Here is a 12,276-nt window from a genome sequence, read left to right on the forward strand (position 1 = left end):
GAGCTTAGCGGTAGCGGCCAGCCAGCGCCGAGACCTGCTCGATGTTCTGCGGCGTAATGAAGCCCGGTCCTGAGCTGATGTTGCGCGCCTCGTAGACTGGCTTCAGCCCATAGGCCTGAAGACGCTTGATGAAGTTCGGGTCCTTCTCGAGCTCCGCGCGAGCCGCGACGACATCCGTGTTGTGGTTCTTGTGCATGATTGCGAGCATGGCGACCGGAATGTACCCCTGCAGATACGGCTGCTGGTCGGTACAGAACTTGATGGTGCCGTCCTTGATTGCCTTCGCGACGTCAGGATCGATGTCGAAGGTGACAAACCAGATCTTCCCGGCAAGCCCCAGCTTGGTCACGGCGCGAATGGTCGGGTCCGCAGAAGTCGGTCCTAACGTCAGCACGGCTTGCGTATCCGGGTGCGCCCGCAAATATGCGCTTACCTTCGCTTCGATGCCGGTTGGGTCCGTGCCGACGTCCAGCGACGACGCCTTCGAGTCGGCACCAATGGCTTCGCCAAACCCACGGCAACGCTCGAATGAGAGCGGATTGGTGGCATAGTGATTCACACAGAGAAACGTTTTGATGCCGGCGGCTTTCGCACGCAGGCCAGCTTCCTTGCCGGCCAGGTACTCCGGCTGGCCCACGTGCATGAGCGCGCCGAGGTCAGCGCTCTGCTGCTCCGTACCGGTATTGGCCGTAATGAAAGCGATATTTTTATTCTTCAGCTTCGAGACGGCTCCTTTCAGCAGATCGTAGTCGGCAATCGTTAGTACCACGCCGTCATAGTTGCGTGCCGCAGCCTGGTTGACCAGTTGCACCATGTCCGCGATGTCGCCATTTGGCGGATTGCGATAGTCGGTCCGTACGTTGAAATCCTGGTCGGCCTGCGTGATGCCGTTCTTGACGGTATTCCACCACGCATCGGAATCCGGCGCGTGCGTGATGAAATCGAAATGGGCAACCGGGTCCGCGCAAGCGCTCGTGCAGAGTCCCAGACTCAACACAACGGCGCTCAGGCCGAGCATCTTTCCAATAGCATGTTTCATGGCTGTCTCCTTGTTTATGGTCTATGTGCCGATGTGGCGACATCGGCCATTCATGCGTTGCCTCAACCGCGCGTCGCTACAGTCAATCCGCTGGCAACCCGATGAAAACCTTGTTGTCCTCGACCTTCACGGGATGAATAGCGAGATTGGTGCAGACGGGCGCCCCTTTCGCCGCGCCTGTCGGAATGTGGAAACGCCCCATGTGCATCGGACATTCGATAATGTCGCCAAACACGAGCCCCTCCGTGAGGCGCGCTGTTTCATGGGTGCAAAGGCCTGCCGACGCGTAAAAGCCGGTCGGCGTGTGATAGATTGCATACAGCCTGCCGTCGTGACTAAACTCGATGACGTCCTCTTCTTCGATGTCATCGCACGCGCAGACGTGATGCCATTGCAGGATGTTCATTGGCGTATCTCCGCGGCTCAGCGAGCCTCAACCGCGCCAGGCGGCGTATCGATGGTTTGGCCTGCAGCCGCGGCGGCCAGCTTGCCGGGCACGAGGGGGGTCACCATAAAGTCAGGATCGCGCCGCTGCATTCTGAACACGTGGAGGATTTCTCTCCACGCGCTAAAGAGGCCGTCGTAGGCAGGCGGCAGATCCTCCCGGATTGCCTCACGCAGCTTCGGCAACGCATGGAACGGCACATTGGGAAACATGTGATGCTCGACGTGATAGTTCATATTCCAGTAAAGGAATTGAAGCATCCGGTTGAGCTTGATCGTTCGTGTCGAAAAGCGATGATCGAGCTCGTTTTCCCGCAACCCCGTATGCTGGGTAATCGCCAGCAATTCATGCAGCCATGCGCCGTAGGCGCGCGGCAACAGAAGGAACACCACGGGCAACCAGCTATGGGCGGCGATGGCCCACCCGGCCACGCCAATGTAGAGCAGCAGAATCACGCGTGAATTGCGGCACATTGCACGATATTCGGTGACCGGCACGACGGCTTTCGCGCTCTTCGACACGATGCCGAAAGTGTGCAGAACGATATTGCCAAGGTGATGAATGCCGTGCGAAACACGCAGAAAATCGGTGACGAGCTTCAGGTAGTTCGGCGGCCGCTTGACTGCGAGTTCAACGTCGGATGGGACGGTTGCCGTCAGGTGCGTGTACGTATGATGTTGCGCATGCGACCAGCGGCTATAGATCTGTTCGCGCCATGTCATGAAGCAGATCAGCCAGTGCACCGACTCATTCAGCCATTCGCTTTTGAAGGGCGTGCGATGACGCAACTCGTGCTCCATCGCCTCCGCGAAGGCATAGAACGTTCCGTAAAGAAGGAACGCCGGCACGCACCAGGGAGTATCGAGCGACAGCCACGCGAACGCCCCGCTTGCCGCCACCAACGCAATGAAACCGCCAAAATGCAGCAACGCGGCGGTGTCGTTACGCCGCGTGACCTCTTTGAGCACCTTCCTGTCGAGCCGGCATTTATACCAGTCGTCCATGGTGATCGTTTGTCTGCTGTCTTGCTGGTTGGACATGAATCGCACCCTGTGCCTGATGTTGACCGTCGTGATGAGCTGCGTGATGCATTGATCATCCTTGAGCGCATTTAAGGCTCTTTTTGAGCCACGGTCAAACACCAAATTGCCTCATTTTGAGCCATAAAGGGTATTCCCCGAGACGAAAGCCAGTCTTTGCCGGATTTGGCGCTGCATCCGGTAAGTCTCAAAAGACTCATTTTGGGGCAAAATGATGCCTGCGCGGCAATGCCGCGCTGCGACGACCAGGACCGGGCGACGATGGGCAAGCCGACACTGAAACAACTGATGGAAATGACGCAGCTCAGCCGGGCGACAATCGATCGCGCGCTGAACAACCGACCCGGGGTGCATCCGCGCACGCGCAGTGCTATCGATGCAGCGGTAAGGCAATTGGCTTCGGAGACGCCGGTGCGCCCGGCATCTCCGGTGGGACAGCGCAGCTACGTGTTCAGGTTGCTGTCGCAGGCTGGCGACGCGTTTACGGAGGAGTTGACGCGCAGCGCGGCCGGACTCGAAGCGGAATTCGCGGCGTCGGGCGTGCGCCTGGAGGTCGAGGGTTGCGTGGGAGTACCTGACGACGAAGTCGCAGCGAGGGTACACAAGGCTGCCGATGAGGCAGACGGTATCGCGATCATCTGCACGAATACGGCTGCAACGACCGCAGCATTGCGCAAATGCATGGCTGCCGGCAAACCGGTCGTGACACTGATCACCGACGTCGATGCCGACGCCCGTCACACCTATGTCGGCGTCAATAACCGCGCGGCGGGTCAGTCTGCGGCGTTCCTCATTGGACGGCATCTGCAGGCGCACACCGCACCCGACGTCGCAGTGGTCGTCGCCACGTTTTCCTACACGTGCCACGAGGACCGCGAGATTGGCTTCCGTTCGTTGCTAAGACAACGGTTCTCGAACGTGAACCTCGTGGAGGTGATCAAAGGCGCAGATTCCGGCGCTGCGACCTATGAGGCGACCATGCGCTTTCTACAGGGACACGGCAAGCTCGACGCCATCTACAACGTGGCGGGCGGCAACGAAGGATTGGCTGCGGCGCTGCGCGAACACGATCTTGTGGGCCGGACGGTCTATATCACGCACGAAGTGAACCGGATAACAGAGCCGCTATTGCGTTCCGATACCATCGACTATTTGCTCACACAAGATCTTCGGCTCCTGCTTCGCACTGCGGTTGAACATTTGACAACGGCCCGCGCTGGGGGCGACGTTCCCGCTCAGGCAATCATTCCAATCGAGACCTATTCCCGCTACTCGTTGTACTAGCGAATGTGTCAGTGTCGATTCAGGTTGGGAACGGTTCTGCACTGTCTCCCGGCATCACCAGTTCGGGCACCTGGCTGAAACCATAAGCCGCGCCCGCAGCATCGAGGTCGAACACCCATACCATGTCGAACCGTTCGCCGGGCCATTGTTGCGGCGCCGACGTGTTGCCGAGTATGGCGTTCGCGATGAGCGGGATGTGCTTGTGCTCCCAGCCGATCAGCACCACCCCGCCGCATGACTTCACGGCATCAACCAGTTCGGCTTCCTGACCAACGGCGTAAGTCGTATCGACATCGAGCGACAGTTTTTGTGCAACGACGCTCACCGTCTCTTCAGGCCGCCTGCTCGACTTCCCCCCGTCGTCGGATGCCGCGAAGATGATATTGGGCTGAGCGAGCGCCTCGCTTTGCAGCGCGCCGCGGGATGGCGCAAACAGCACCGCCAGCGCGCCCGCGCGGGCCCATCCCTGTACGAGCAGCGAATGGGCGTCCTGCTCGCCGGCAGTCGTCACGCCATAAGGCGGTATCGCGCCCTGGGGCTTTTCGCCATGGCGAATCACCATGATTTTCTGCGGAAGTCCCATGTCGTCCTCCTGGCGATGATTCGCACAACCTGGCAAACCGGCCGCTATGCCAGCGCCTCCTGGATTGCAGCCAGCAGGTGTTGCCCTTGTGGCGTGCCCCACCCCGATACCGCGTCATAGCCCGTACCCGCGCTATAGCCGCCCGCGGAGGCGGTGTTGTTGTTGCCCGAAGTCACGTCCGTGCAACCCGCCGCACCGAGAGTTGGCGCGCCGCCCGCACCCGCCGGTCCATAAAGCATGGGTGTCAGATAACCGACGCGCTTGCCGCCCGCGAGCTGACCGTTGATCAAGGCGATCAACGCGGCCCATAGCGGACTCGCGGCGCTCGTGCCGCCATTGGCTTCCACGTGGCCATCCACGACCAGCAGGTAGGGCGACGCATTCCAGTCCGCATTGGCGGCGACGTCCGGTATGCATCGGCCGTTGATCGCACCGGGGTTCACCGATGTAATCGTGATCGCGCTTTGCCAGTCCGGCCGTTGAAAGACGTCGCTGACGCCGCCCCCCGTACTGCCTCCCTGATCGGCCCGCAGCCCGTCGCCCTCCATCCACACGACGTCCGGAGCCGCGCCCGTGAAATCGACGATGGTCGTTCCCCCTACGGAAAGCACATAGGGGCTCGACGCCGGAAAATCGATGTGCGCGTGCCCGTCGGTGAGCGCGTCGCTCGAACCGTCGTCGCCGGCGGCGACGCACACCGTCATGCCGAGATACGCCGCCTCTTTCAGCGTTTCATTGATTTGCGACATCGCCTGAGCGGTCCAGATATCCGTGCCCTCGGGCGCGCCCCAGCTGATCGACAGCACTGCCGGATTGTGGGTCTTGTCCTGCATCGCGGCGTCCAACCCGGCGATCATGCCTGCTTCCGTCCATGCCGAAAAATAGACGACAATGGCGCTCTTCGGACACAGCCCCGCAACGACCTCGATATCGAGCATCACCTCGCCTTCAGCGCCATCCTTGCTCTCGGTCGAAGTACCGTCCGTGCTCACCGCCGTCACTGTCGGCATCGACACACCGGCTTTCTCGCAGAACTTGCTGAGATCCCCGGCAAAATAGCCGCCTGCGAATTCGAGGAGGCCGACCGTCTGCCCCGTGCCGTCGCCTTGCGGAAAGTCATAACGGGTTGCGAACTGCGCGGGCACATACCAGGACGGATGCGAGGACGACAATGCCTGCGGCGTGTTCGTCCCGCGTACGGGCTGACGCCGCCGCTTCACGATACGGCGATTGTCGAGACCGAACACGCCCTGCACGATGTCCTTGAGCGCGTCGGGAACGAACAGATAGCCGACACGCCCGCGATAGTTCCCCTCCGCGTGCGCGTAGTTGAAGAGCTTCACGTTGAACGCGGACTCCATCGCACTGACCGTCCCGGACAACCGTACGGTCCTCGCGCCCACGCTCGCACCGACGGTCTTGAGACCGTACTGCGCCATGACCTGCGTGACCTGGTCGATGTCGTCCTGCGATGCGCCATAGCGCGCGGCAAGCTCGTCGCGCGTCAGCGGTGCAGCCGGGCGCGCGTCCAGATCCGGCAGCGGCTGCTTTCGCCTCAGCTTCAAGGTGACTTCGATGACGCCGCGCGCGTTCGCCTGGCCCAATACCCGGGCTCCGGGCAGGGCGTGCCTGAGGCTACCCGCCAGCTTACGATTCGGTACGTTCATGATGGCCTCACTCGGCATTGCAGCTCGCCGACCTGCTTCGAACATGGCGCGTCCGACCCTGCGGCGGTGGGCGCCCGGTCGCTCGTCTTGCCGCGTCAGTCGGCAATTTAGTATGGAGTCCGATTCAATCGGCGGCGATATTGCGCGATCCCTTCGACAGCGGTTTGCTCCGGCTGAATCGCTGCCCTGATCGCGGCGACATGGGCTTGTGCCTCTCCGTAGAAAGACGAGAGGTCCGCTTTCATCGCCGTTCTCGATGCGTTGTCGAGATAGACCATATGGCCCGATGGATAGTTGTGGACCGACAGATTGTGATCGATCTGCTCGCTGCCCACCGGCATGGTCTGGAAGGTGATGAAAGTCTGGAAGAACGGCGTCACGGCGTCGTAATACCCGTTGGCCGAAAAGACCCTCAGGTACGGATTGATGGACATCGCGGCCGCAAGATCGCCTGCTGTGTACAGCGTTCCCGGGCCGCCCTTCTGTGCGCCCGTCGGGTCGATATGACCGAAGTCCCAGTTCTCGAACGCGAGGTCGTTCAGATCCATGAAGGGCGATACCGATGTGTATTGCAATTCGTCGTTGAGGTACACGTTCCACATCGCCGTGTACACGCCGCCCACGGCAGCCATCGTGGGATCGTTGCCGCCCGAATCCGGCGCGACGAATTCGGCAATGCCCGTGTCGATGCCCGTCACGCGGCCGTCATAGGCGCCCACGGCCAGACCGGCATCGAGCAGCAGGCTCGTCAGGAACGCCGAGCCGTTCCCCAGCGAAGGATCGAGTTGCCAGTATTTGAGGACCATCGGCGGAATGCCGAGAATCTCGCTCAAATGCTTCAGCACCGCCTCATCGACATCGGGGAAGGCGTTCAAGGCGTTGGCATAAGGACCGGTCGCGAATGCGCTTACCTCGTCCATGAATTTCGGCAGATCGGGAGGCACCGGAGACAAGGTCACTTTCTTGTGGAACCAGGCGTCGGCCGCGAACGTCGGGAGGATGCCGATCGGATTGCCCGTTTGCGAATAATCGAGAATCGAAGACTGCAGGACAATGCCGTTCAGATCGACGCCGTCTTCGTGCAACAGCCAGGTGAGCACACAGGTGCGCGGTGTTCCATAAGACTCGCCGAACAGATACTTAGGCGAATTCCACCGGTTGAACACGGTCAGATAACGCTTGATGAACTGCTTGATGCAGCCTGCGTCCTCGTCCACGCCCCAGAAGTCCTTGTTGGTGTGAGGCTCGACCGCGGTCGAATATCCGGTGCCCACCGGGTCGATGAAAACGAGGTCGGTCTGGTCCAGCAGACTGTCGCCGTTGTCTTCGAGCGCGTAGGGAGCGGGCGGCGTGAAGTTCGGCATGCTCGTCCTGATGCGCCTCGGTCCGAATGACCCGAGAAGCAGGAAAACCGACGACGAGCCCGGACCGCCGTTATAGAAAAACGTGACGGGCCTCGACGAAGGCGTCGCATCGTCGGCGGTGAAGGCCACGTAGAACAGTTTCGCGCCTGGCCGCGAGCTATAGCTGTCGGTCGTGACGAGATGACCCGCACGCGCCGTATAGGCAATCGATTTCCCGTTCAGCGTGAGCGTGTGATGCGTGATGGCGGCGTTTTCCGTGACGTCGCTGATCGAATCGTCGGGTCCGTATCCATACGGCGTCATGTCGACAAGCGGCTGGTCGGACGGTGCACCATTCCTTGCAGTTGCATTCATCGCGGATCTCCGTTTTTCGGTTCAGTCGAACACGAACCGCCGCTTCGACGCCGTCCTGCTCACGGCCTCATGCGCCAGCCTTCACAGGCAATCCGGCAATCGAAATGAAAACGATAGTAGACGTTCCTGCATCATCAAAACCTGTTCATGCAGCTGCAAGCTGCGGTTTCGGCGACGGCGACAATCAATGGCTTTCGTGTAGCCGTTTCCGGATCGAAACCCCATGCGACCGATGAACATCGTTTCGACGCCTTCTCCTTGCGAAGTATAGAAAACGGCCTGTTGTTTCCAAGGCAGTTTCGATGTCTGCTGCTATCGCTCCAACGAAACTGGAATCTCGCAGTATCGAGCCGATATGCGGCTTGCATGAATCGTTGCGACTCCTCAGTCTTCGGCGGCCGATCGACGGGCAGAACGCTTCCGGGGCTGAATGCACGCCATCGCAATACCGGCTGCAGCGAACGCACCCGCGGCGGAAACGACGGCGACGGCGCGCGTCGCGTCGATGATGGCATCGGCCTGCGCGCGCGCGACGGGTGTCTCGCGTGACCCTGCGCCCGATAGCATCCCCGCGTGGGGTTCCAGCAGTTGTCCTGCCTCGCGTGCATGCTGTGGCACGTGAAGCTGATCGAGGCGCGCCGAAAGCGCAGCCTCATGCGACCACACGAACACGATGCCGAGCACGGCAATCGCGAGCAGGCTCGCCACGCGCGCAACGGCGTTGTTGATGCCGGACGCGACGCCTGTACGGTCGCTCGACACCGAGCCCATCACGGTCGTGGTGAGCGGTGCGACGGTGATCGTCATGCCGAGTCCGAGCACGGCGAGCGCCGGAAAATATCCTGCCCAATAGCCGCCTCGCACGAACGGTAGCGCCAGCAGTGCGAAGCCGATTCCGGCGACGCCAGGGCCTGCGCTCAGAAGCGTACGCGACCCCAGGCGCCTCGTGAGTCCGCCAGTGAAGCGCGATAGCAAACCGATGGTCACGGGTATCGGCAGCAGCGCCGCGCCTGCTTCCGTCGCGCTGTAGCCGTGCGCGCGGATCAGCGTGAATGGCAGGAAGAACAAGGCACCGCCGAGCCCGAAGTAGAGCAGCAGCGTGACGAGATTGGCGCCGGTGAAATCGCGCGAGCGGAACACGTCGAGCGGCACCATGGGGTTGGCGCTGTTTGCTTCTATCATCACGAATGCGGCGAGCACGAGCATGCCAGCGCCGATCGTGCACAAGACGAGCACATGCGCGAAGCCGCGCTCCGAGGCCAGGGTCAGACCGAGCGTGAGCGCGGCGAGTCCGACTGCCGCGGCCAGCGCGCCTGGCCAGTCGAGCCGCCGAGGCGCATCGAGCCTGTGGCTGTCGGGCACGGACGATATGGCGAGCGCGATCGTCAGCGCGGCTAGCGGGACGTTGAGAAAGAAGATCGCGCGCCAGGACAGCGCGTCGACAAGCCAGCCGCCCGCCACCGGCCCCACCGCCGACGTGATCGCGCCGAACCCCGCCCACGTGCCGATCGCCCGTCCGCGCGCTGCGTCGTCGAACACGGCGCCGATGATCGCGAGACTGCTGGGAACGAGCAGTGCTGCGCCGATGCCTTGAACGCCGCGCGCAACGATCAGCGCGACCGCGTTCGGCGCAAGTCCGCAAGCGGCCGACGCCAGCGTGAAGAGCGCGATGCCCGCGATGAACACCGTGCGGCGGCCGAGTTTGTCGCCCATCGATCCGCCGACCAGCACGAGCGATCCGAGAAACAGCAGATACGCATTGACGACCCATTGCATCGCCCCGACACTCGCGCCAAGTTCGCTCTGAATGGACGGCAACGCGACATTGACGACGGAGCCGTCGATGAATGCCATGCTCGAACCCAGGATCGTCGCGGCGAGCGCGAGACGTTTGCGCCGGCACGGCCGATCGACGGCGCTGGGTTGCGCGCGGATGACGAGTTCGTCGCACGGGCTCGCTTGCGCCGCAACGACGCGCACGCCCTTCGGCTTGCTTTCAATGAGATCCGGGTAGGCCAAGTTCGCTCCAGCATGGATCGATGGTGACTAGAGTCTGTTCATGCTGACCTGGGCAGTCAAGCCGTTCGCATTCGCGCCCGTTTCAGCGCGCGCGTTCTCTCGCGCGCGTACGATTGCCGTGAGCGAAATCACGAAGAGAGACGAGCCATGGCGACGGAGCAATCCCGGAACACCGGGCAACAGTCTATCCCCAAAGTCTCGCTTGCCCTGCAAGGCGGCGGTTCGCATGGCGCTTTCACATGGGGCGTCATCGACCGATTGCTCGAATCGGCGTCGCAGGCAACGCCACTCGATATCGCGGCGATCAGCGGTGCGAGCGCGGGAGGCATCAATGCGGCGCTCTGCGCGGCGGGCCTTGCCACCGGCGGCGCGGCGAAGGCGCGCGAGATGCTGCGCGCCTTCTGGGAAGCGGTGTCGCGCGCCGGGACGCGGGCCGGCAATGCGCTCTTCGGCTTTTCCGCGCCCGGGCCATTCGGCGGCTGGAATATCGACTGGAGTCCGATCGCCATTTTGATGGAGGCCGCGGGACTCGTCGCTTCGCCTTATGACAATCCGTTTTATCGTGATCCACTGGGCCCGGTGATCCGCTCCGCGCTTTTCGAGAGCGATTTCGCCACACTCAACACGTCGAGCAGCGCCCCGCAGGTTTTCATTAGCGTGACCAATGTACGAACCAACCAGCGCGCCATTTTTACGCAGCCCGAACTATCCGTGGACGTGCTGCGCGCTTCCGCTTGTCTGCCGAGCGAATTCCGCACCGTGACTATCGATGGCGTGCCGCTCTGGGATGGCGGCTATCTAGGCAATCCGCCTCTCGCGCCGTTGATCGCCCACGCGCAGGACCTGATCCTGATTCTCGCTAATCCGTTCGTGCGCCGCGACATGCCGCCGAAAAATGCCCGCGGCATTCTGGACCGGCTCAACGAAATCGGCTTCAACGCTTCCGTCGTGCTCGAGATCAACGCGATCGAAGCGGTCAACCGCGTGCTCGACTCCGTTGGCGCGGAGGCCGCGAGCAAGAGCCGCTTCAAGATCGTCAGGTTCCACATCATTCGCGACGACGACTTCCTCGCGAAGTTCGGATTCGTTTCCAAGAGCAGTACTTCCTGGCCCTTGCTCGAAACGCTGTTCGAGCACGGGCGCGAGGTGGCGGGCGTGTGGCTCAGAGACCATTACGCGAAGGTCGGGCGGACGTCATCGCCCGTTGACGTCAAAGATACGTTGCTCGATCCGATGCTCAAGCAACGTAACGCGCCGCAAGCGCAACAAGGTTCGTAAAGCACGAACGCCACGACACAACGTCGCCGCGTGCGTCAGTTCAATGACCTGTTCTCTCGAGCCGATCGAGGCGACCGAGCAGATCGTTCGCCTGCTGCTGGACCTGCATGGATAGCAAAGGGATGGCCAGGATGCCCCGGACGCGGCCGCGCCAGTAGTTCAGGTTGACCATCATGCCCTTCTCGATGGCGCGAAGGCTGTCTGCCGAGTGCTCGAGATGGCAGAGCACGTTCCGGATATGAGCCAGATCCCTTTCAGCAAATTCGTCGCGCATGATGGAGTCCCCGTTCCTTGTGTCCGCCCCGCTCTTGTTTCCCTGTCCACCTTCCTGCATCGGAGCCGCCTGCCCTACGCGCTGCACCGTGGGTCCGTTGCCACCAGGCGTGATGATCGAAATTGCGCAGAACGTCCGCCCGACGCCGCTCACGAAGGTAGTGCGCCGTTACGCCAACCACGGCGATGACAAGCACGGTTGTGCCGGCGGCCATACCCAGCCACGTTTGGTCCACGTCAGCCTCTCCAGTTGCACGACAGCGCTACTGCGCCTCATAGACAGGGTGCTTGCAGACCGGTCAAGCAACCGGCCGCCCGCAGCAGCGCACGATGCAGATGTCATGCCATCCGGGCACGAACCGCGCAGAGCGCAGCCCAACGTGAATTGCGATGTTGCGAGTCTGGGCGCGACCATCACTTGCCTGAACGGTGTTGGAAAATCGCCGACATGGGCCGGTTTGGCTCGCGCGAGCTGTGCATCGCGCCCGCCTGCTCGCAGCGAGGGGCACACACGGGGAACGTCATGAACTGGCTGGCCAATACCGTTCTCGTCTTGCACGCGCTGGTCGTGTTATTCATCGTCGGCGGGTTGTTCGCGATCTGGGCAGGCGCATGGCTACACCGTGCCTGGGTGCGCAACCGCGCATTCCGGCTCGCGCATCTGATCGCCATAGGCGTGGTTGCGATGCTCGCTGCTCTCGACATACCGTGTCCGCTAACGGTCCTCGAGGACTGGCTACGGACCGGCAACATGGGGCCGCAGGGCTTCATCCAGCGCTGCGTCAGCAACTGGCTGTATTACGACCTGCCCGGCTGGGTGTTCGCGACGGCCTATGCAGTGTTCCTGCTGGTTGTGGCCGTCACCTGGTTTCGTGTCCCGCCGCGGTCGTAGTGGCAGACCGGCCGCTGCGAGAAACGGGCGGCGACTTT

Annotated in this window: 11 protein-coding genes; 3 read left to right on the top strand and 8 right to left on the bottom strand. The window is 61.9% G+C overall.

What is annotated here, in order from left to right:
- Positions 1-4: 4 nt before the first annotated feature.
- The 3 genes from VSR34_RS17490 to VSR34_RS17500 form a co-directional block, all read right to left on the bottom strand.
- The gene (locus VSR34_RS17490; RefSeq protein WP_342963066.1) at positions 5-1,039 is read right to left on the bottom strand and encodes a sugar ABC transporter substrate-binding protein; all 1,035 of its coding nucleotides are present in this window, start codon (positions 1,037-1,039) and stop codon (positions 5-7) included.
- An 82-nt stretch (positions 1,040-1,121) separates the two neighbouring features.
- Positions 1,122-1,445, bottom strand: coding sequence for a non-heme iron oxygenase ferredoxin subunit (locus VSR34_RS17495; RefSeq protein ID WP_342963067.1), 324 nt, complete (start codon positions 1,443-1,445; stop codon positions 1,122-1,124).
- Positions 1,446-1,462: 17 nt separating this feature from the next.
- Positions 1,463-2,626, bottom strand: coding sequence for a fatty acid desaturase (locus tag VSR34_RS17500; protein ID WP_342963068.1), 1,164 nt, complete (start codon positions 2,624-2,626; stop codon positions 1,463-1,465).
- Positions 2,627-2,785: 159 nt separating this feature from the next.
- On the opposite strand from VSR34_RS17500, the gene VSR34_RS17505 reads away from it, so the two are divergent.
- Positions 2,786-3,808 (top strand): LacI family DNA-binding transcriptional regulator, encoded by a 1,023-nt coding sequence (locus VSR34_RS17505; RefSeq protein WP_342963069.1) that lies wholly within the window; start codon positions 2,786-2,788, stop codon positions 3,806-3,808.
- A gap of 19 nt (positions 3,809-3,827) precedes the next feature.
- Here the strand turns inward: VSR34_RS17505 and VSR34_RS17510 are convergent, their stop codons facing one another.
- The 4 genes from VSR34_RS17510 to VSR34_RS17525 all read right to left on the bottom strand — a co-directional run bounded on the left by VSR34_RS17510 (position 3,828) and on the right by VSR34_RS17525 (position 9,795).
- Complete coding sequence (locus VSR34_RS17510) at positions 3,828-4,391, bottom strand: hypothetical protein (RefSeq protein ID WP_028212836.1); 564 nt, start codon at positions 4,389-4,391, stop codon at positions 3,828-3,830.
- A gap of 44 nt (positions 4,392-4,435) precedes the next feature.
- A complete protein-coding gene (locus VSR34_RS17515) occupies positions 4,436-6,058 on the bottom strand; it encodes a S53 family peptidase (RefSeq protein WP_342963070.1) in 1,623 nt (540 codons plus the stop codon).
- A gap of 107 nt (positions 6,059-6,165) precedes the next feature.
- Positions 6,166-7,776, bottom strand: coding sequence for a peptidase S1 (locus VSR34_RS17520; RefSeq protein ID WP_342963071.1), 1,611 nt, complete (start codon positions 7,774-7,776; stop codon positions 6,166-6,168).
- A gap of 384 nt (positions 7,777-8,160) precedes the next feature.
- The gene (locus VSR34_RS17525) at positions 8,161-9,795 is read right to left on the bottom strand and encodes an MFS transporter (RefSeq protein ID WP_342963072.1); all 1,635 of its coding nucleotides are present in this window, start codon (positions 9,793-9,795) and stop codon (positions 8,161-8,163) included.
- A 147-nt stretch (positions 9,796-9,942) separates the two neighbouring features.
- Here VSR34_RS17525 and VSR34_RS17530 point away from each other — a divergent pair, with 147 nt between their 5' ends.
- A complete protein-coding gene (locus tag VSR34_RS17530) occupies positions 9,943-11,073 on the top strand; it encodes a patatin-like phospholipase family protein (RefSeq protein ID WP_342963073.1) in 1,131 nt (376 codons plus the stop codon).
- A gap of 40 nt (positions 11,074-11,113) precedes the next feature.
- On the opposite strand, the gene VSR34_RS17535 is transcribed toward VSR34_RS17530, so the two are convergent.
- Positions 11,114-11,347 (bottom strand): hypothetical protein, encoded by a 234-nt coding sequence (locus VSR34_RS17535; protein WP_081716071.1) that lies wholly within the window; start codon positions 11,345-11,347, stop codon positions 11,114-11,116.
- Between the two features lie 522 nt (positions 11,348-11,869).
- On the opposite strand from VSR34_RS17535, the gene VSR34_RS17540 reads away from it, so the two are divergent.
- A complete protein-coding gene (locus tag VSR34_RS17540) occupies positions 11,870-12,238 on the top strand; it encodes a DUF2784 domain-containing protein (protein WP_028231402.1) in 369 nt (122 codons plus the stop codon).
- Positions 12,239-12,276: the final 38 nt, after the last annotated feature.

The sequence above is a fragment of the Paraburkholderia sp. JHI2823 genome (assembly GCF_038900695.1).
In the GTDB taxonomy this organism is placed as follows: domain Bacteria; phylum Pseudomonadota; class Gammaproteobacteria; order Burkholderiales; family Burkholderiaceae; genus Paraburkholderia; species Paraburkholderia mimosarum.

Bases quoted from the DNA above. Each gene is read 5' to 3' on its own strand.
- VSR34_RS17490 (WP_342963066.1), bottom strand. From the start codon at position 1,039: ATGAAACATGCTATTGGAAAGATGCTCGGCCTGAGCGCCGTTGTGTTG.
- VSR34_RS17495 (WP_342963067.1), bottom strand. From the start codon at position 1,445: ATGAACATCCTGCAATGGCATCACGTCTGCGCGTGCGATGACATCGAA.
- VSR34_RS17505 (WP_342963069.1), top strand. From the start codon at position 2,786: ATGGGCAAGCCGACACTGAAACAACTGATGGAAATGACGCAGCTCAGC.
- VSR34_RS17510 (WP_028212836.1), bottom strand. From the start codon at position 4,391: ATGGGACTTCCGCAGAAAATCATGGTGATTCGCCATGGCGAAAAGCCC.
- VSR34_RS17515 (WP_342963070.1), bottom strand. From the start codon at position 6,058: ATGAACGTACCGAATCGTAAGCTGGCGGGTAGCCTCAGGCACGCCCTG.
- VSR34_RS17520 (WP_342963071.1), bottom strand. From the start codon at position 7,776: ATGAATGCAACTGCAAGGAATGGTGCACCGTCCGACCAGCCGCTTGTC.
- VSR34_RS17530 (WP_342963073.1), top strand. From the start codon at position 9,943: ATGGCGACGGAGCAATCCCGGAACACCGGGCAACAGTCTATCCCCAAA.
- VSR34_RS17535 (WP_081716071.1), bottom strand. From the start codon at position 11,347: ATGCGCGACGAATTTGCTGAAAGGGATCTGGCTCATATCCGGAACGTG.
- VSR34_RS17540 (WP_028231402.1), top strand. From the start codon at position 11,870: ATGAACTGGCTGGCCAATACCGTTCTCGTCTTGCACGCGCTGGTCGTG.